Source organism: Pseudonocardia sp. NPDC049154, from assembly GCF_040648315.1.
Taxonomy (GTDB): domain Bacteria; phylum Actinomycetota; class Actinomycetes; order Mycobacteriales; family Pseudonocardiaceae; genus Pseudonocardia.
This window is the reverse complement of record NZ_JBEZDN010000020.1, coordinates 65678-84771: the sequence shown is the minus strand read 5'-3', so window position 1 is coordinate 84771 and position 19094 is coordinate 65678. Positions and strand designations below refer to the sequence as shown.

Genomic DNA, 19094 nt, shown 5'->3' with positions numbered 1-19094 from the left:
CCTGACGTCGAGGTGCGCCGAGCGTCACACTCGTCGTCGGGGCGCGGTAGTACGCAGTTCGACGTACGTCAGAGTTCTTGACGAGCCACCACGGCATGGAGCGCGGCCCGGACGCCGGCGACGCCTGGTACGGCCGGATGGCGCTGGCCGTGGTCGCCCTCGCCCGCGGCGAGTTCGAGGCGACGGCCGAGCACGCCCTGGCCGCCGTCGCGGCCGTCGGGGAGCACCGGGAGTGCCGCGGGATCGCGGCCCTCGCGGCCGCGTACGCGGGCGACCTCGACACGGCCCGCGAGCTCAACGGGCGGGGCACGGCGGCCGCCGTGTCCCCGTCGATGCGCTCGTGGGCGGCGTACGTCGCCGGGGAGATCGAGGGCCTGGCCGGCGACCTCGCGGCGGCCGAGGCCCACTACCGCACGGCATTGCGCCTGGCCCGCGGCGTCGGCGCGACGTTCCTGGCCGGCGTGGCCAGCGTCGGGCTCCTGGCGGTACTGGCCCGGGCCGGCCGGGTGCACGACGCCCTGCGCGGCTACACCCGGGTCGTCGACGGCTTCGCCCGCACCGGCAACTGGACCCACCTCTGGGCCACCCTGCGCAACCTCGCCGACCTGCTGCGCACCCTCGGCGACGACCGGACGGCGACCCTGATCGACGCCGCCGCCGACCGCGCCCCCGACGCGCCCGCCGTCGCCGGGGCGCGGCCCGTCCGGTCACCCGACGGGCCGGTGCCCGACCGGACGGAGATCCTCCGGCTGGCCCGCGAGGCCGTGACCCGCGCGGACCGGGTTCAGGCGGGCACCAGCGGCGCCCGCTCCGCCTCGAGGTAGGACTCCTCGCTCACCCAGGCCGTGTACCGCTCCCGGCCCAGTGCCTCGATCAGGCCCGCGGTCTGGGTCGTCTGCGCGGCCAGCGCGCGGACCTTGCGCGCGGCGACCATGGGCGGCAGCGCCAGGTCGACGCTCAGCCGGTCCTGCTCGACGACCAGCGGGTACCCCGGCTCGTACACGCCGAGCTCGGCGTCGACCCCGGCCCACCGCCGGGCGTGCCGTGCGGGCACGGCGGCGTGCAGCAGCCGGGTGTGCGGCGGCGCGGCCCGCTCGACGGCGGCGCTCGTCCACGCGGACACGGTCCGGTGGTCGGAGTGCCCGGTGATCCCGTCGGGGCCGAAGGTCAGCACGGTGTCCGGGCGGACCTCGTCGACGATCTCGGCGAGCCGGGCGATCGCCACCTCCGCGTCCGCGTCGGCGCACTCGCCGTCCCGGTAGTTGAGGAACCGGTGCTCGCGCACGCCGAGGATCCCCAGGCAGTGGGCCAGCTCGCCGGTGCGCTCGTCGGCCAGCCGGTCCGGCGGCCAGGTCTGCGGGTCGGAGGTCCCGCGCTCGCCGCGGGTGGCGGTCACGCAGACCACCCGCTGCCCGTGGGCGCGGGCCAGCGCCATCAGGCCGCCGGACAGGTAGGCCTCGTCGTCGGGGTGCGCCCAGATGCCCAGGACGGTCCCCAGCTCGGCGACGCGGTCGGCGGTCGTGATCATGATCGGTCCCTTCTGGTCAACAGCAGGTGCAGGAGCAGGCCGGCGCCGCAGCAGGCCGCGACGACGAGCCGGACCGCGTCCACGCCCCCGCCGGGGGCGTCGAGCGCGAGGCCGCCGAGCAGCGTGCCGGCGGCGAAACCGAGATGGACGGCCGTGCCGTTGAGGGCCAGCACGACCGGCAGCGGGCCGGCGGTCAGCCCGGCCAGCCGGTGCTGCTGGCCCGGGATGCAGGCCCAGGCGGCGGCACCCCAGCCGACGGCCGCGAGGAGCAGCCCGAGGGCGCCCGGGTCGGCCGTGACGACGACGAGCGCCGCGGCCAGCCCGACCGCGGCGACGATCACCACCCGGTGGCCGCCCCAGCGGTCGGCGGCGATGCCGCCGCACCACGTCCCGAGCACCCCGCCGACGCCCATGGCCGCGAGCACCGGCCCCGGCCCGCCCGTCAGCAGGACGTCGAGGTGCGCGTGCACCGCCTGCGAGCCGGCCATGAGCAGCGCGGACACGCCCAGGACGCCGACGACCGCCGGCGACCCCAGCGGCCGCAACCGCTCGCGGGCCGTCGTCCTCGGGAGGTCCGCGGCGCCGGCCCCGGCGTGCCACAGACCGACACCGGCGCCGGCGGCGAGCAGGGCGACCAGGGCGAACGCGGCGCGCCACGACGCCACGTCGGCGAGGACGACCCCCAGTGGCGCCCCCACGACCATCGCGAGCGACGACCCGGCGGGCACGACCGCCGCCGCGCGCCCCCGCCGCTCGGCGGGCACCGCGGCCAGCGCGGCCGCCGCGGCGGCCGGGACGTGCACGCAGGCCGCGAGCGCGGCGAGCGCCCGGGCGGCCATCAGCACACCGAGGTTCGGCGCGAGCGCGGTCGCCACGGCGGCGACCCCGACCGCCGCGATCGACCCGAGCAGCAGCGGTCGGAGCCGCCGCCCGCCGAGCAGCGTGCCGAGCACGGGGGCGCCGATCGCGTAGGTGCCTGCGTACACCGCCAGCGCGAGACCGGCCTCGGAGGGCGCGACCGCGAGGTCGGCCGCCGTCCGGGTGAGCACCCCCGCGAGGACGAACATGTCCGTCCCGATCGCGAAGGAGCCCAGGCCCAGCACGGCCACCGGCGCGGGCGGAAGCGCGGTCGCGCCCCCTGTCCCTCTCTCCTCGATCACCCGGATGGCCATCCGTCCCTCCCTCCGCTCGTCCTGTCGTGGAAGGAGCGTGGGACGCGGACCTTGCAGCGCGCTGTCACCACCCGACATGCCGCTGTCAGCCCGCTGCCCCGACCCGTGAGTGGCAACTGCCCCTAGAGGGGCACCTGCCACTCACGACCCCTGCTGACCAGCGTGAACTCATGATCACCAGAAGCTCGGGGTTCGCCGGACAGGCCGTGGGAGCCCTCAGCTCCTGATGATCATCGGGTCAGGTGGAATGCCCGCTGGGGACCGGTGCGCTCGTCAGCGTCGCGACGCGCCACCCGCGTAGCGAGTTGACCAACGCGAGCTCCTCTGCGCGGAGCAGGTCGCCGGGCCGGAGTGCGCGTTCCTGCAGGCGTCCCGCCGCCACCAGCAGGCCCCGCTCGACCCCGGGCAGGCAGCCGCTGCCCAGCGGGGGCGTCCACCACTCGCCGTCGAGCCGGACGGCGAGGTTCGCGGTGCAGGACTCGGTGACCTCGCTGCGCTCGTTGACGAGCAGGACGTCGTCGGCCTCGGGGTGGCGGGCCAGCCGCGCCGAGTAGGGCGCGCGGCGGCTGGTCTTGTGGTGCGGCCAGCACTGCGTCGAGTCGACGGGTTCGGGGTCCAGGACCAGCCGGACCGGCCCGGACGCAGGCGGTGGGAGGTCCTCGACGTCGATCCCGGACGTGCCGTCCCGGTAGCACCGCAGCCGGACGCGGGCGTCGCCGCAGCCGGCGAGGCGCGCGGCCAGGGCGGAGCGGACGGCCGGCGCGTCGAACCGGAAGCCGAAGTAGCCGGCGGAGTCGGCGATCCGGGCGAGGTGGGCGGCGAGCGACTGCAGCCCGGTCCCGGCCTCGTGTCGCATCGTCTCGATGAGGTGGAAGTCCTCGGGTCGGACGTCGAGCACCCGCGCCTTCGCCCGCAGCTCCGCGTACTCCGCCGCCGGATCGGACCCCCACGTGACGCCGCCGCCGGTGCCGTAGGTCGCGGTGCCCCGCTCGCGGTCGACCACCACGGTCCGGATCGCGACGGAGAAGCGGGCGCGCTCCGCGTGACCGGCGGGCGCGACGACTCCGACCACTCCACAGTAGACGCCACGCGAGCTCGCTTCGATCTCGCGGATCAGCTGCATGGTGCGGGCCTTGGGTGCGCCGGTGACCGAGCCGCACGGGAAGAGCGCCCGGAAGATCTCCGTGAGCCCGACGCCGGGTCGCAGCTGCGCGGTCACGTCCGACGTGAGCTGGTGGACGGTCGGGTACCGCTCGATCCCGAGCAGGCGCGGCACGGTCACGGTGCCCGGTCGGGCGAGGCGCGCGAGGTCGTTGCGCACGAGGTCGACGATCATGACGTTTTCGGCCCGCTCCTTCGCGCTGCCGCGCAGCCGGGCCACCGCCTCGGCGTCCTCGGCGGTCGTACGGCCGCGCGGGGCGGTGCCCTTCATGGGGCGCATGAGGATCCGGTCGCCACGCAAGGAGAAGAACAGCTCCGGGCTGGCGGACGCGACCACGAACCGGCCCGTGTCCAGGTAGGCGTGGTGCGCGCCGCGCTGGCCGAGCGCCAGGTCCCGGTAGAGCTGCGTGAGGTCGCCGGTGACGGGCGCCGTCAGCCGGGTGGTGAGGTTGCACTGGTAGGTCTCGCCGGCGGCGATCCGCTCCCGCACCGTCCCGACGGCCGTGCGGTGCGCCGCGGCGTCCCACTCCGGCTCCCAGGGCCCGGCCGACAACGGCGAGCGCGGACCGTGCGCCACGACCGGCACCGGGTGCGACTCGCGGGTGAGGCCGAACCAGGCGAGCGGGAGCCCGTCGACCGGCTCGCGGGTCACGAGCGTCGGGTCGAGCCCGGCGGCGGCCTCGTAGGCCACCATCCCGAACGCCCACCAACCCTCGTCGGTACGCCGCTGCAGCTCGTCGAGCACGCCCGCGACCTCCTCCGGCCGCCACGCGACCAGCTCGGCCTCCGCACGGGCGAAGAGCCGGGCGGTACCCGCGACGAGGTCGTCGACGCGGGCCCAGGATCCGGACATGCGCGGGCTCCTCGGGAGGGCAACGGGCGGGCACCGCATGATGCCGGTTCCGGCAGCCTCCCCGCACCGACCCGCGTCACACCAGCTCGGAGTCACGCAGCTTCTGCATCCCCGCGGCCATCCGGCGCTTGACCGGCGGGAGGTGGTTGACCACCCGCAGGGCGGTGCGCTGGGCCAGCACGCTCAGCGGGCCGACGACCGGGCGGCGGGCCGTGCCGTCGTCGTTCATGAACTCCAGGGACTCCTTCACCGCCAGGGCGGAGTACCGGCGCATGAGCTCCTCGTACCCGCCGACGGCCTCGTCGCGGGTGAGGTCGCCGTCGCGGACCCGGACGAGCCGGTCCCGCAGCTCCCGGGCGTCGCGCAGCGCGGTGTTGGCGCCCGCGCCGCGGCCGGGCGTCATGGTGTGGATCGCGTCGCCGACCAGGGTGACGCTGCTGGGCTCCCACGCCGGCACCGGCTCGGACGTGCGGATGCTCAACGCCAGCGCCGCGGTCGGATCCGAGGTCGCGACCAGCTCCCGCCACCGCGGGTCCCAGTCCTCGGTGAGGGACAGGGTCGTCTGGTGCAGGTCCTCGCCGCGGCGGTCGAGGACTTCGGGCGCTGCGAGGCTGCGCGAGGTCGACAGGCCCCAGGACAGGTAGTCCGTGGTGTTGTCGTAGCGCAGCCCGGGCCAGCGCCCGATGAGCGTGGCGTCGCTGGCGCCGATGCCCTCGCGCGGGGCGCCGTCCCGCCAGGGCAGCCGCATCGCGTGGACGATCCCGAACTGTCCGCGCCGGTCGAACAGCATCGACATCCCGTCCATCGCCCGCTCGGGCAGCAGGTCGGCGTTCCGCCCGTTCAGCGCCACCTTCCCGCCGATGGCCACGAGCCCGGTCTCGGTGTGCCTCGCGTGCGGCAGGTACTGCTTCCGGACCCGGGAGTTCGCGCCGTCGGCACCGACCAGCAGGTCGCCGGTGGCGGAGTCGCCGTCCGCGAAGTGGGCGGTGACGGTGCCGTCGGCGTGCTGCTCGTAATGCGTGCACGTCTTGTCGAACGTGATCACGTCTTCCATACCGGTGAACAGCACCTGGCGCAGGGTCATCCGGCTGACGTTGTGGTCGCGGTCCTCGGGGCGGTCCCCGCTCTGCGGCAGGTCGTCGAACCGCATGCCGACCAGCTCGCGGAACCGCTCGGTGTACATCGTGAGGTAGGTGTAGGGCAGGCCCGTGGTGGCGACGAACGTGTCGAACAGGTCCCGCGGCAGGCAGGCCTTCAGCGCCCGGGCGCCGTTGGGCGAGATGCCCACCCGGTAGCCGTTGAGGCCGCCCGTGCGGGTGCGGTCCCGCTCGTAGACGGCGACCTCCATGCCCGCCTGCCGCAGGCCGTGGGCCAGGCACATCCCCCCGGTGCCCGCCCCGATCACGATGGTCCTCAGCTCTTTCGACATGGCTCCCCCCGGAGTCGTCGATCGGTGTCGTCGATCAGGTCTCGAACGTCTGCGGCTCGAACTTCTCGGCGAGTTCGAGCAGTTCCTCCCGGTCCCAGGTCAGCGCCCCGCTGCGCAGGTCGTCGACGAGGGAGGCGACCCAGCGGACGTCCGTCTCGAGCACGGCGACGGCGTACTCGCCCTCGATCAGCACGAGCCGGGGCAGGTGCCCGGCGCCGGCCAGGTCGGCGCGCAGCCGCTCGAGCTCGGCCCGGCGGCCCGCGAGCCGGGTCTCGAGCGCCTCGAGCGCCACGTCGGGCGTGATCAACGGCAGGTAGGCCAGCGCCGCGGTGAACTCCGGGAAGTCGCGGCGCGGGGCCGCGAGCATCTCGACCGTCCACTCCACCGCCGTGCGCACCCCGGCCTCGGTTGCGGTGTACACCGTGCGCTCCGGCCGGGCGTGCTCCCGCTCGGTGGCCTGCTCGACCAGCAGACCGTCCCGCACCAGCCGGTCGATCGTCTTGTACAGCTGGGACCGCTGCCCGACGTTGATCACCTGGTCCTTGCCGCGCTCACGGATCAGCTGCTGCATCCGGTACGGGTGCATCGGCCGCTCCGCCGCCAGGGCGAGTACGGCGAGGGCGAGTCCGGACCGTTGGGTCATAGTGTCGACGCTACTAGTGTCTATGACACTAAGCAAGCCTCCCGGGTTGTCGGATCCGTGCCGAGGCGCGAGAGTCCGGCCGGGAGGTGCGCGCATGGGGCTCGACGACTGGTTCCTCGGCGACGGGGAGCGGGGCAACCCCGCCTGCCGGCTGCCGGCCTGGTGCACCGGCAACGTGGTCCGCCCGCTGGTCGACGGGGCGTGCTACTTCCCGCGGCTGGTCGAGGAGGTGTCCGCACTCGGCCCGGGCGACCACCTGTTCTTCACCGACTGGCGCGGCGACGCCGACGAGCGGCTCACGCCGGACGGCCCCACGGTGGGCGAGCTGTTCGCCGCGGCCGCGCGGCGCGGCGTCGTCGTCAAGGGGCTGATGTGGCGCTCCCACTCCGACGAGCTGGCCTACAGCGAGCAGGAGAACCGGCAGCTGGGGGACGAGGTGGGCGAGGCCGGCGGGGAGGTCCTCCTCGACGAGCGCGTGCGGCGGGCGGGATCGCACCACCAGAAGCTGGTGGTGCTGCGCCGGCCCGATGATCCGGCGCGGGACGTGGCGTTCGTCGGCGGGATCGACCTGTGCCACTCCCGCCGCGACGACCACGCGCACGGCGGCGACCGGCAGGCCCTGCCGATGAACCCCGCCTACGGGGACACCCCGCCCTGGCACGACCTGCAGCTCGAGGTGCGCGGGCCGGCCGTCGGGCTGCTCGACCAGGTCTTCCGCGAGCGGTGGGAGGACCCGCACTCGCTCGACACCCACAACCCGGTCGCGCGGCTCCGCGACACCGTGCGCCACGCGGACCTGCGCGCCGACCCGCTCCCGGGGCGGCCCGCCGATCTGGGGCCCGCCGGCACGGCCGCGGTCCAGGTCCTGCGCACCTACCCGGCGATCCGCCCCGGCTACCCGTTCGCGCCCCGCGGGGAGCGGTCGGTGGCGCGCGGGTACGCGAAGGCGCTGCGCCGGGCCCGCCGGCTGATCTTCGTGCAGGACCAGTACATGTGGTCGCCGCACGTCGCGCACCTGTTCGCCGCGGCGCTGCGCCGCAGCCCCGACCTGCACCTGCTGGTCGTGGTGCCGCGGCATCCCGACGTCGACGGCCGGCTCGCGCTGCCGCCGAACCAGGTGGGTCGCTTGCAGGCGATCGAGACGTGCCGGCGGGCCGCCGCGGACCGGGTGCACGTGTTCGACCTGGAGAACCGGGACGGCACACCGGTGTACGTGCACGCCAAGGTCGCCGTGGTCGACGACGTCTGGGCCGCGGTGGGCAGCGCCAACCTGAACCGCCGCTCGTGGAGCCACGACAGCGAGCTCACCGCCGCCGTGCTGGACGAGGCCCGGGACGAGCGCGCGCCCGTCGATCCCGGCGGCCTCGGCGACGGGGCACGGACCTTCGCCCGGGCGCTGCGCCTGCGGCTGCTGCGCGAGCACCTGGAACGGACCGACGGCGGCGACGGGAACGACGGGGACGCCGACCTCGTCGACCCGGCCTCCGCCGTCCGGGCCGTCGAGGAGGCCGCGACCGCGCTCGACGACTGGCACCGCGGCGGCCGGCACGGCCCGCGCCCGCCCGGTCAGCTGCGCCACCACGAGCCCGAACGCCTCTCGCGGCCGACCAGGCTCTGGGCCGTCCCCGCCTACCGCCTGCTCTACGACCCCGACGGCCGCCCCTGGCGCGACCGTCTCCGCAACCGCTGGTGAGAGCCGCCCGGCCCGCCGGGAGGGGCGCGGCGGGCCGGGCGGGGGTCAGGTCGTGCTCACCGGGTCGCGGGCGAGACCGCGACGGGTTCCCGGTGGGCGTGGTGATGGTTCGCGTTGCGCGGCGTGGTCAGCACCTGGCGGGTGCGCTCGTCGAGCGCGAGGGAGTCCGAGAGCGCCCCGCTCGCGGCGAGGACGGTCTCCAGCGCCTCGAGCCAGTGCACGTAGTAGCTCCACGGCTCGCCGCCCTCGCCCTCCTCCCAGCGGCGGATCGACTCGACCAGCGAGAGCTGGAACTCGCTCCACTCGTAGTGGCCCTCGTGGTAGGCCGCGACCGCCATGGCGAAGGCCCGCAGCTCCCAGGGCTCCTCGAAGGACCGCGAGTCGGCGTCGCCGCCCGGCATTCCGCAGACCAGCTGCTCGACGCGCCGGCGGGCGTCGCCGAGCTCGGTCGCGTCGGGCCTCACGTGCCCACCGCCTTCACCGGGCCGACGCCGATCATCGAGTCCCGGGTGACCAGCGCCGCGAGCTCGAAGGCGCCGAGGTCCTCGGTGCCGGCCGGGCGCTGCGGCAGGACCCAGTAGCGCAGCTCTGCGCTGGAGTCCCAGATCCGGATCTCGACGTCGTCGGGAACGGGGAAGCCGAAGTCCTCGGCGAGGACCTTCCGCGGCTCGCGCACGATCCGCGCCCGGTAGGCCGGGGCCTTGTACCAGTTCGGCGGCAGGCCCAGGACCGGCCAGGGGTAGCAGGAGCAGAGGGTGCAGACGATCGCGTTGTGCACCGTGTCGGTGTTCTCCACGACGATCATGTCCTCGCCCTGCAGCCCGCCGATGCCCATCTCGGCGCACGCGGCGGTGGCGTTCTCCAGCAGCCGCGCCTTGAACTCCGGGTCGGTCCACGCCCGGGCGACGACCTGCGCGCCGAGCTGCGGCCCGACCTCGTTCTCGTAGACCTCGGCCATCCGGTCGACGGCCTCGGTGGTCATCACGCCCTTCTCGATCAGCAGGGCCTCGAGGGCCTTGACCCGCGCGGCGATCTCCTCCTGGGAGCGCAGCGGGGTGTCCGTCGGTTCGGCCATGTCAGGCTCCTTCGGGAGAGACGGGGGTGAGGTAGGGCTCCCAGACGTCGAAGTAGACGACGGCGTTCGGGTCGCCGGTCCCGTCGCCCCAGAGCTCGGTGGCGGTGAACTTCACGGTGTAGACGTGCTCGGGGCAGTCGCCGAGCCCGTTGCCCGCGGTGTCGGGGTAGATGAACGTGCCGTGCGCTCCGGTGATCACGCCGGTGCGCCCGCGGATGTACCGGGCCCGCCGGGTGTGGCCTTCGGGGCTGTCGGTCGCGACGGTCACCGTGTCGCCCACCGCGAACCTCGCGACCTTGTCGGACTCCCGGGCGGCCGGTGCGCCCGCCTTGATCGCGCCGTCGACGAAGGCCAGCAGCTCCGGGTCGCTGCGCTCGGGGAGCGGTGCGTCCGGGTTCTCCAGGTAGTACCGGGTGCGCTCCTCGAGCTCGGCCGGGTCGATCGCGCCCGCCCGCTGGGCGTAGTGCTCGACGGTGTGCGTCCAGTGCTCGTAGTAGTTCGACAGCAGGTACTCGGCCGGGTTCATCTTCTCGATGCCGTGCCGGAACTGGTCGACGTTGAAGAACCCCGCGCGGAAGCAGGTCGCGAACATCGCGAACGCGGCCTTCTCCCACTCCGCGCGGAACACGGGCTCGTCCGGGTCGGTGCGGACCGGACCGAGACCGTCCGTGCCACCGAGATCGAAGACGCCGTTCACGCGCGGCCTCCCGCCGTGGTCAGGGCCGGCGGGGCGGGGAAGCCGCCGACGGCCTGCTCGAAGGTGTGGGCGACGCGCAGGACCGTCGCGTCGTCGAACCGCTTCCCGATGATCATCAGCCCGGCCGGGAGCCCGTCGACCAGGCCCGCGGGCACGCTGACGGCGGGGTGGCCGGTGACGTCGAACGGTGCGGTGTTGCCGATCATCGACAGCGCGGTGGGCAGGTAGGTCTCCAGCGGCGCGTCGAGCGGCAGCAGCTCGCGGGCGGTGTAGGGCAGCGTCGGCATGACCAGCACGTCGTGGGCCGACAGCGCGTCGTCGTAGGCCTTGCGGAGCTCGAGGGCCAGGTTGCGGGCCATCGCGTAGTACTTCCCGCCGGCCAGCTCGAAGGTGTAGCGGCCGGAGAGCCCGACGAGCTTGACCGTCTTGGACAGGTGCGTGCCGTGGGTGAGCCGGCCGGCGGCGTAGTGGGCGATCAGCTCCGGGTCGTAGAGGCCCTGGGAGTTCATGCCGTAGCCGTTGCCGTCGAGCATCTGGAACGCCGCGCCCTCGGTGGCGATCACGTTCCACACGGCCATCGCGTCGGCGTGCCAGGGGATCGACACCTCCTCGGCTGTGAGTCCCGCCCCGCGCAGGGTCTCGACGGCGGCGCGCACCGCCTCGTCGACGCCCGGGTCGCTGACCGGGGTGCCGAAGCCCTGCCCGACCACGCCGATCCGCAGCCCGCCGGCAGGGTCGGCGAGCGCCGCGGTGTAGTCGACGGCGTCGAGCGCGGTGGGCTGGCGCGGGTCGAGCCCGTCGACCCCGGCCAGCACGGTGAGCATCGCGGCGGCGTCGGCGACGGTGCGGGTCATCGGGCCGAGGTGGTCGATGGTCTGCTCGATCGGGAACGCGCCGGTGTAGGGCACCAGGCCGTGGGTGGGCTTGTGCCCGACCCCGCCGCAGAACGCGCTCGGGATGCGCACCGACCCGCCCTGGTCACCGCCCACCGCGAGGTCCACCGCGCCGGTGACCACGAGCGCCGCGCTGCCCGACGACGAGCCGCCGGCGTTGCGCGCGGGATCCCACGGGTTGCGTACCGGGCCCGGGTGGGAGGTGAAGCTGGCCCCGGAGAAGCAGAGGTCCTCGCACACCGACTTGCCCGCGACGGTCGCGCCGGCCGCCAGCAGCCGGGTGACGACGGTGGCGTCGCGGGTCGGGACGAACCCCTCGACGGTGCGGGAGCCGTTCATCATCGGCACGCCGGCCACGGTGATGTTGTCCTTGACCGCCACGGTCTTCCCGGCCAGCGGGCCCTCGGCCGCGCCGGGGATCGAGGTGGTCACGTACCAGGCGCCGAGCGGGTTGTCCGCCGGCTGCGACCAGGCCCGGTCCGGCGCGGCCGGGGCGGTCGCGGCGTAGAGCTCCTCGACACGCTCGGTGGCGGCCAGGGTGGCCGCCACCGCCGGGGCGTACTCGGCCAGCTCGGTCTCGGACAGCCCGAAGGCGTGGTGCTCGTTCAGCGCCGCCAGCCGGGCGGCATCGGGGGGAGGGATCGCCACGTGCACTCCTCGGGTCGGGTGGATCCGCCCGAGGACGCTAGGGACTCCCGTGGAGTCATGTCAACGGTTCTTGACGCGTTGACGCGGTGTTTACCCCGCGACGTCGGCCGGACACAGGGCGGCGAAGCTCGTCCCGCGGGCCTCGGCCAGGTAGAGCTGCTGCTGCACCAGGTCGGTGCCGTCGAGCGTGACCGTGCCGCGCGGGAACTCGTAGCGCCCTACGCGCATCGCGTCGGCGACCGGGCCCGGGTCCGTGGTGCGGGCACGCCGGGCGGCCGACGCCCACATGTGGATCGCCTCGAACACGGACTCGGTCAACGTGGACAGCGGCGGGGCCCACGGCCCGAAGGTCGCGCGGTAGCGCTGCAGCAGCGTGCCGTTGCCCTCGGTGTCGAGCTGCTGGAAGTACCCGGAGACCCCGTGGATCCCCGTGGCGGCCCGGGCGCCGACCCGCTCCAGCGTCACCTCGTCGAGCGCCGGGCCGAGGCTCAGCGCGTGGTCCCGCAGCCCCATGGCGTGGCACTGCCGCTCGAACGCGGCGGAGTCCGCCCCCACGAACGAGTTGAGCACGACGTCCGCCCCCGAGGCTGCGATCGTCTCGACGATGGGCGCGAAGTCCTCGGTGCCGAGCGGCGCGTACCGCTCGCCGACCAGCTCGGCGCCCACGGCGGGGAGCACTGCCCGCGCGGCCGCGTTGACCTGCCGGGGCCACACATAGTCGTTGCCGGCGAGGAACCAGCGACGGCCCCCGGCCGCGCGCATCAGCGGGGCGGCCGCGGCGGCCAGCTGGCGGGCCGGCCGCTCACCGAGCCGGATCCGCAGCCGGCTCTCCCCGCCGCCCTCGTTCATGTGCGACTGGACGACGAGGGCCCCGGAGTCGCCGAGGGCGGCCGACACCGCGTCGTAGGTGGCCGAGGTGGTCATCGTGAAGACGGTCGAGCAGCCCGAGCGGACGAGCCGCAGTGCCTCGACGGCGCCGGTGGCGGGATCGGTCGCGTCGTCGGCGACGAGCAGTTCGACGGGCTTGCCGGCGACCCCGCCGTCGCCGTTGATCTCCTCGAGGGCGAGGGTCGCCACGTTCTCGGTGGCGGCGGCGAAGAGGCTGCCCGGCCCGGACTTGCTGGTCAGCAGGCCGATCCGGGGCCCCGCCGCGGTACCCGGCCGGACCGGCAGGCCCTGCCGGCGCATCAGCCACTCCAGCCCGCGTTCGTCGATCTCGGCGTGCAGCCTGATCCGGGTCCCGCCGGGCGCCGGGGTGAACCGGAGCCGGATCCGGCCGCGCCAGGGCTGGTCGTGGCTCACGGTCAGCGAGGTGGGTCGGCGCAGTGCGCTGATCCGGCCGAGGACGTCGACGGGCCCTGCCCCGCCCAGCGGGACCCGCAGTGTGACGACGGCGCCGACGGCGATTCGGTCGCAGGCGGCGTCGAACAGCCAGCCCGCCCCGCTGCCGCCGCCGAAGCGGTCGAACACCACCTCGGGTGGGACGGCGGCGAACTCCTCGGCCGAGACCGCGACGGTCCCCACTGCTACCCCGCCCTCACCCGGTGCCTGCTCATCCCGCCTCCGCGGCCCCCTCGGTGTCGGTCCTGCCGGTGTCGGTCCTGCCGGTGTCGGTCCTGCCGGTGTCGGCCCCGCCGGACTCCGGCGGCCGATTCTCCACGGTCGCGCGCACGTCGTGAAGGGACTGCTGGAACAGGCCCTGTAGCAGCGTCAGGACCTCGGCCGCCGAGCCGGTCGGGTCGACGGCGTAGTACCGGAAACGGCCGGCCCGGCGCTCGGTGACGAGCCCGGCCACCCGCAGCACGCGCAGGTGCGTCGACACGGCGGTGCGCCCGACGCTGGTGATGCGCTCGGCCAGGGCGCCGGCGCTGCACTCGTCCTCCTCCGCCAGCACGGCGAGGATCTCCCGCCGCACCGGGTCGGCGAGGGCGTCGAACGCCAGGTCGCGCCGCTCGGCGCGGCCCGACGTGTCACTGTCCGATGACATGAGCCCACGATAGCCGAGCGGAGATCGGCGCGGCGGCGACCGCGTCGCAGGGCGTCGTCGCGCCCGGGGCGATCCACTGCAGAGAGAGGTCGAGCGAGCGACGAATCGTCGGCACGGCCTGTCGCTCGTGGTCCGGCGCGGCCGCATCGGAATCGAGGGTGCAGAAGAATTTCGGGCGTTCTGTGGCAGCCGGGGAATGCGATGAACAATGGCGGGATCGGCCACGACGCCGCACATTCTCATGGACTCCGCTCGCCGATGATGATCGGCACGGAACGGTGGTGCCGCGGAGCGCGGCTCCCGCGCAGATCGTCCGCCGACGATCTGCGCGGGAGTCCCTGCGCCCCGGCACCCCCAGACGGGGCGCGTCCGGACCGCGGCTCATCCGTCGAGTCGGGCTCTCCGGATACGGTTAGCCCGGATGTGCTCTGCCGCAGGCAGACCTACTGACCTTGCCCCTACTTGCAGCCGGGGGTCGTGGTGGTCTGACCCGGCGGATGGCACTTCGCGTTGCCGTCGTGCGGGCCCGCCGAACTGTTGCCCGGACCGAAATCAGGATCTGCGAATGCGGCCCCTGCCCCGCCGACCGTGAGACCTGCGGCGATCAACACCGCAGCGATCACCCTTCGAATCATTACGCCTCCCGTCGACCGTCTTTCCCGTCGCCACCGGTGGCGCAGGAACGGTAGCGCCGTACCCTTGTGGCGACAAGGGTCTGCGGGCGGAAAAATGCGGAAGGGAAGAGAAGGGAAAGTGATCAGGGGGCCGGCCCGTGCGCTCCGACGCTCCGTGGAACGGTGTCCGCGCCCCCGACGAGCCTCAGCCCACCTCGTCCTCGAGGCTGAGCACGTGCCCCATCCGCTCCTGCTTGGTGCGGAGGTAGCGGAGGTTGTGCGGGGAGGGGGCGGAGGGCAGGCCCACCCGGCCGACGATCTCGAGCCCGTAGCCGTCGAGCCCGCCGTACTTGGCGGGGTTGTTGGTGATCAGCCGCAGCCGGGTGATGCCGAGGTCGGCGAGGATCTGGGCGCCCACGCCGTAGGAGCGGGAGTCGACGGGAAGGCCCTGGGCGGTGTTGGCGTCGACGGTGTCGAGCCCGCTCTCCTGGAGCGCGTAGGCGCGGATCTTGTGGGCGAGCCCGATCCCGCGGCCCTCGTGCCCGCGCAGGTAGACCACCGCGCCGGCGCCCTCGGCGGCGATGGCGCGCAGGGCCTGCTCGAGCTGGGCGCCGCAGTCGCAGCGCAGCGAGCCGATGATGTCGCCGGTCAGGCACTCGCTGTGCACCCGCACCAGGGCGCCGCCGGCGGACCGGCTCGCCGCGACGGCGTCGCCGTACACGAGCGCCAGGTGCTCGGTGCCGTCGAGCGTGGACCGGTAGGCGGCGGCCCGGAACTCGCCGAACACCGTGGGCATCGCGGAGGTGGCGACGTGCTCGACCAGCTGCTCGGTGGCCCGCCGGTGCCGGACGAGGTCGGCGATCGCGAGGACCGGCAGGTCGTGCTCGGCGGCGAAGGCGCGCAGCCGCTCGCCGCGGGCCATGGAGCCGTCCTCGTCGACGATCTCGCCGATCACGCCCACCGGCTCCTGCCCGGCGAGGCGCAGCAGGTCGACGGCGGCCTCGGTGTGCCCGGCCCGGACGAGGACGCCGCCCTCGCGGGCCCGCAGCGGGAAGACGTGCCCGGGGCGGCGGAGGTCGTCCGGCCGGGTCGCGCCGTCGGCGAGCGCGCGCAGGGTCCGGGCGCGGTCGGCGGCGGAGACGCCGGTACCCGCGTCGCGATGGTCGACGGTCACGGTGAACGCGGTGCCGTGGGCGTCGCTGTTGTCGGTGACCATCTGCGGCAGGCCCAGGGCGTCCGCCCGGGCGGCCGGCATCGGGGCGCACACGATCCCGGTGGTGTGCCGCACCACGAACGCGAGCTGCTCGGGGGTGGCGGTCGCCGCCGGCAGGATGAGGTCGCCCTCGTCCTCGCGGTCGGCGTCGTCGGTCACGATGACCATCCGGCCGGCGGCGAGTGCGGCCACGGCCCGCTGCACGGCGCGCGTGGACGGCAGGGCGGGAGTCGGAGACGTCATCGTCGGTTCCTCACGGTCGGATGCCCACCCGGGAAGGGCGGACCGTCGAGCACACGTCGACGGTAGAAGAGCACGGGCCGCTCCGACTATCCGTTGTGAGCCGACTCCTATCCGTGCAGCGCGGGCCGTTCGGGGGAGACCCCGGACACATTCGCGGTGCGGCTGTCCGGCGGCGGTCCGCGGATATCCGTGCCCGCCGCCGCGGCCTACCGTCCCCCGGCATGGACGAGACGCACACCGAGGTGCCCCCGCCGGTCGCCCCCACCCGCATGCGCGAGGTGCTGGGACATTTCGCGTCCGGCATCGTCGTGGTCACGGCGATCACGCCGGACGGGCCAGCCGGCTTCACCTGCCAGTCGTTCAGCTCGCTGTCGCTCGATCCGCCGCTGGTGTCCTTCAGCCCGGCCCGGACGTCCACCACGTGGCCCCGGATCCGCGAGGCGGGCGCCTTCTGCGTGAACGTCCTCGCCGACGGGCACGAGGAGCTCAGCACGGCCTTCGCCCGGTCGGGCGCCGACAAGTACGCCGGCGTCGAGTGGACACCCGCCCCTTCCGGCGCCCCGCGGCTCGACGGCGTGGCGGCCTGGATCGACTGCACCCTCGCCGACGAGTTCCCCGGCGGCGACCACACGATCGTCGTCGGGCGGGTACGGGACCTGGGGGCCGACCCGTCCCGGGCGCCGCTGCTGTTCCACCGCGGCGCCTACGGCATCAGCGCGTGACGGACGCCCGGCCGCGCGGGCGGTTCGGGCCGCCCGCGCGGTGCAGGTTGCTCGGCAGGTCGTGGCCGACGGCCCGCTCGGCGACCCGAGCCGCGTCCAGGGCCGCGGTGAGGTCCAGCCCGGTGTCCACGCCGGACTCCTCGAGCAGGTAGACGACCTCCTCGGTCGCGATGTTGCCGCTCGCGCCCGGGGCGAAGGGGCAGCCGCCGAGCCCGCCGACGGAGGCGTCGATCGCCGTGACGCCGGCCTGGGCCGCGGCGAGCACGCAGGCCAGGCCCGCGCCGCGGGTGTCGTGGAAGTGCACGCCGACCTCGATGCCCGGAACGGCCGTGCGCACGGCGTCGAGCAGCTCGACGACCCGGCCGGGCACGGTGGTGCCGATGGTGTCGCCGAGGCACAGCTCGTCGGCCCCGAGCTCCACCGCCCGCCGGGCGATCTCGACGGTGCGCTCCACAGGGGTGCGGCCGTCGAAGGGGCAGTCCCAGGCCACGGCGATGATCGCCTCCAGCCGCCCGCCCGCGCCGTGGGTCAGCGCGGCGATGTCGGCCACGGCCTCGACGGCCTCGTCGGTGGTGCGGCGGGCGTTCGCGAGGGAGTGCCCGTCCGAGGCCGAGACGACGTACTCGAGGTTCGCCATCCCGGCCGCCACCGCACGTCGGGCCCCGCCGCGCCCGGCGACGAGCGCCGAGAAGTGCAGCTCGGGCCAGCGGTGCAGCTCGCCGACGAGCTGTTCGGCGTCGGCGAGCGCGGGCACCGCCTGCGGGGAGACGAACGACGTGACCTCGACCCGGCGCACCCCGGTCGCGGCGATCGCGTCGAGCAGGGTGAGCTTGGCGGCGAGGGGGATCGGGGCCTCGAGCTGGAGACCGTCGCGCAGGCCGACCTCGCGCAGGTCCACGGAGCGGGGCAGGGAGAACACGGGTACCTCGATTCGGACGATGCGAGCGACGCGGCGGGTCAGACGACGCCGGCGGCGCGCAGGGCGTCGAGCTCGGCGGGATCGAGGCCGAGGAGCCCGGTGTAGACCTCGGCGTTGTGCGTCCCGGGCTCCGGCGGCCCGGCCCACCGGACGCCGCCGGGGGTACCCGTGAGCACCGGCATCACCCCGGGACCGAGGACGTCCTTGCCGATCGCCTCGTCGAAGTGCGGCACGAGCATGTCGCGGGCCCGGAACTGCGGGTTCGCCACCACCTCGGCCACCGTGTCCACCGGCCCGACGACCACACCGGCCTCCTCGAGCAGCCGGGTCAGCTCGTCGGCGTCGTGCCGCCCGGCCCACTCGGCGACGATCGCGTCGATCTCGTCCTGGTGCTCGCCGCGGGGCACGTGCGTGGCGAACCGCGGATCGGACACGAGGTCCTCGCGGCCCATCGCGGTGCAGAGCCGGGCGAACACGGTGTCCTGGTTGGCCGCGATGATCAGCCAGCGGCCGTCGCGGCTGCGGTAGAGGTTCGACGGCGCGAGCTTGTCGAGCCGGGTGCCCGACGGCTGCCGGACCAGGCCCGTGGCGTCGTAGTCCGGGATCACGGACTCCAGCATCGCCAGGCACGCCTCGGCCAGCGCGACGTCGACGACCTGGCCCTTCCCCCGGCGGGGGCCCTGCTGCCCGCGGGCGAGGAGGGCGGCGAGCACGCCCTGCATCGCGAACATCCCGCCCAGCGAGTCGCCGATCGACAGCGCGGCGCGCGGCGGAGGCCCGCCGGGGAAGCCGTTGAGGTACCGCATGCCGCCCGCCGCCTCGGCCACGGACGCGTAGCCGGGACGACGGCTGAGCGGGCCGGTCTGCCCGTATCCGGAGACCCTGGCGAGGACCAGTCCGGGGTTGCGGGCGGAGAGCACGTCGTAGCCCAGGCCCCAGCGCTCCAGCGTGCCGGGGCGGAAGCTCTCGACCACGACGTCCGCGGTGTCGACCAGGCGCAGGAAGAGCTCGCGGCCCTCGACGCGGCGCAGGTCGAGGGTGATGCACCGCTTGTTGCGGGCGTGCACCGTCCAGAAGAAGTGGTGGCCGTCCTGCTCGGCCTGGCCCCACACGCGCAGCGGGTCGGGCCGGTCCGGGGCCTCGACCTTGATCACGTCCGCGCCGTGGTCGGCGAGCAGCCGGCCGCAGAAGGGACCGGCGATGAGCGTGCCGAGCTCCAGCACCCGCACGCCGTTCAGGGCGCCGGGCTCGGGGTCGGTGGTGTCGTCGTCGAGCACGTCGGTGACGGTAGGAGGCGCGGGGCGACCCGGCTATCCGATGGCGGTGACCCGATATCCGCCGAGCGCTAATCCGAAAATTGCCGGGGACGGGCGAGCGGGACTGGCCGGCGTGTGGACGTCGGTGCCGGGACGGGGACGGGCTGGCTGGGCTGGTCAGGCTGCGGGTTCGAGGGTGACTTTGTAGCCGAGGGCTTCGAGTTGGTGGACGTGGTTGCGTCGTTTGCGGTCCGGGCTGATGCGGTTGTCGTAGAAGTCTGGGCCGAGGTCGTGGAAGCGGGTGTGGGGGTCGGAGAGGAGGTGCCAGATGATCACCAGGATCGAGCG

Annotated in this window: 18 protein-coding genes; 3 read left to right on the top strand and 15 right to left on the bottom strand. The window is 74.6% G+C overall.

Annotation, left to right across the window (positions count from 1 at the left end; genetic code table 11):
* Positions 1–77 precede the first annotated feature (77 nt).
* Positions 78–824: a hypothetical protein gene (locus tag AB0B41_RS13570; RefSeq protein ID WP_358202549.1), complete on the top strand. Its 747-nt coding sequence runs from the start codon at positions 78–80 to the stop codon at positions 822–824.
* Here the strand turns inward: AB0B41_RS13570 and AB0B41_RS13565 are convergent.
* The 5 genes from AB0B41_RS13565 to AB0B41_RS13545 all read right to left on the bottom strand — a co-directional run bounded on the left by AB0B41_RS13565 (position 785) and on the right by AB0B41_RS13545 (position 6786).
* A complete protein-coding gene (locus tag AB0B41_RS13565; RefSeq protein ID WP_358202547.1) occupies positions 785–1528 on the bottom strand; it encodes a PIG-L family deacetylase in 744 nt (247 codons plus the stop codon). The genes AB0B41_RS13570 and AB0B41_RS13565 overlap by 40 nt on opposite strands.
* Complete coding sequence (locus AB0B41_RS13560) at positions 1525–2700, bottom strand: MFS transporter (RefSeq protein WP_358202545.1); 1176 nt, start codon at positions 2698–2700, stop codon at positions 1525–1527. The genes AB0B41_RS13565 and AB0B41_RS13560 overlap by 4 nt, the downstream gene beginning before the upstream one ends.
* A gap of 238 nt (positions 2701–2938) precedes the next feature.
* On the bottom strand, positions 2939–4714 hold the full coding sequence (pabB, locus tag AB0B41_RS13555) for an aminodeoxychorismate synthase component I (RefSeq protein ID WP_358202542.1): 1776 nt from the start codon (positions 4712–4714) through the stop codon (positions 2939–2941).
* Between the two features lie 76 nt (positions 4715–4790).
* Entirely contained in the window at positions 4791–6143 is a 1353-nt protein-coding gene (locus AB0B41_RS13550; protein WP_358202540.1) for an NAD(P)/FAD-dependent oxidoreductase, read from the bottom strand.
* A 34-nt stretch (positions 6144–6177) separates the two neighbouring features.
* Entirely contained in the window at positions 6178–6786 is a 609-nt protein-coding gene (locus AB0B41_RS13545; RefSeq protein ID WP_358202538.1) for a PadR family transcriptional regulator, read from the bottom strand.
* 94 nt (positions 6787–6880) lie between these two features.
* Here AB0B41_RS13545 and AB0B41_RS13540 point away from each other — a divergent pair, with 94 nt between their 5' ends.
* Positions 6881–8479: a phospholipase D family protein gene (locus AB0B41_RS13540; protein ID WP_358202535.1), complete on the top strand. Its 1599-nt coding sequence runs from the start codon at positions 6881–6883 to the stop codon at positions 8477–8479.
* 56 nt (positions 8480–8535) lie between these two features.
* Here the strand turns inward: AB0B41_RS13540 and AB0B41_RS13535 are convergent, their stop codons facing one another.
* The 7 genes from AB0B41_RS13535 to AB0B41_RS13505 form a co-directional block, all read right to left on the bottom strand.
* Positions 8536–8943 (bottom strand): nitrile hydratase accessory protein, encoded by a 408-nt coding sequence (locus AB0B41_RS13535; protein ID WP_358202533.1) that lies wholly within the window; start codon positions 8941–8943, stop codon positions 8536–8538.
* A complete protein-coding gene (gene nthA, locus AB0B41_RS13530; RefSeq protein ID WP_358202530.1) occupies positions 8940–9554 on the bottom strand; it encodes a nitrile hydratase subunit alpha in 615 nt (204 codons plus the stop codon). Before nthA ends, AB0B41_RS13535 begins: the two co-directional genes overlap by 4 nt.
* 1 nt (position 9555) lies before the next feature.
* A complete protein-coding gene (nthB, locus tag AB0B41_RS13525) occupies positions 9556–10251 on the bottom strand; it encodes a nitrile hydratase subunit beta (protein WP_358202528.1) in 696 nt (231 codons plus the stop codon).
* A complete protein-coding gene (locus AB0B41_RS13520) occupies positions 10248–11798 on the bottom strand; it encodes an amidase (protein WP_358202525.1) in 1551 nt (516 codons plus the stop codon). The genes nthB and AB0B41_RS13520 overlap by 4 nt, the downstream gene beginning before the upstream one ends.
* A gap of 84 nt (positions 11799–11882) precedes the next feature.
* On the bottom strand, positions 11883–13316 hold the full coding sequence (locus AB0B41_RS13515) for a substrate-binding protein (protein WP_358202523.1): 1434 nt from the start codon (positions 13314–13316) through the stop codon (positions 11883–11885).
* Between the two features lie 28 nt (positions 13317–13344).
* The gene (locus tag AB0B41_RS13510; RefSeq protein WP_358202521.1) at positions 13345–13779 is read right to left on the bottom strand and encodes a metalloregulator ArsR/SmtB family transcription factor; all 435 of its coding nucleotides are present in this window, start codon (positions 13777–13779) and stop codon (positions 13345–13347) included.
* A gap of 819 nt (positions 13780–14598) precedes the next feature.
* A complete protein-coding gene (locus AB0B41_RS13505; protein ID WP_358202520.1) occupies positions 14599–15849 on the bottom strand; it encodes a bifunctional 3,4-dihydroxy-2-butanone-4-phosphate synthase/GTP cyclohydrolase II in 1251 nt (416 codons plus the stop codon).
* A 221-nt stretch (positions 15850–16070) separates the two neighbouring features.
* Between AB0B41_RS13505 and AB0B41_RS13500 the strand changes: the two genes are divergently transcribed.
* Complete coding sequence (locus tag AB0B41_RS13500) at positions 16071–16571, top strand: flavin reductase family protein (RefSeq protein WP_358202517.1); 501 nt, start codon at positions 16071–16073, stop codon at positions 16569–16571.
* Here AB0B41_RS13500 and AB0B41_RS13495 read toward each other — a convergent pair.
* The 3 genes from AB0B41_RS13495 to AB0B41_RS13485 all read right to left on the bottom strand — a co-directional run bounded on the left by AB0B41_RS13495 (position 16561) and on the right by AB0B41_RS13485 (position 19082).
* Positions 16561–17490, bottom strand: coding sequence for a hydroxymethylglutaryl-CoA lyase (locus tag AB0B41_RS13495; RefSeq protein ID WP_358202515.1), 930 nt, complete (start codon positions 17488–17490; stop codon positions 16561–16563). The two genes, AB0B41_RS13500 and AB0B41_RS13495, sit on opposite strands and share 11 nt — an antisense overlap.
* A 38-nt stretch (positions 17491–17528) precedes the next feature.
* The gene (locus AB0B41_RS13490; RefSeq protein ID WP_358202513.1) at positions 17529–18767 is read right to left on the bottom strand and encodes a CaiB/BaiF CoA-transferase family protein; all 1239 of its coding nucleotides are present in this window, start codon (positions 18765–18767) and stop codon (positions 17529–17531) included.
* Between the two features lie 156 nt (positions 18768–18923).
* A complete protein-coding gene (locus tag AB0B41_RS13485; protein ID WP_358202511.1) occupies positions 18924–19082 on the bottom strand; it encodes a hypothetical protein in 159 nt (52 codons plus the stop codon).
* Between the last annotated feature and the right edge of the window lie 12 nt (positions 19083–19094).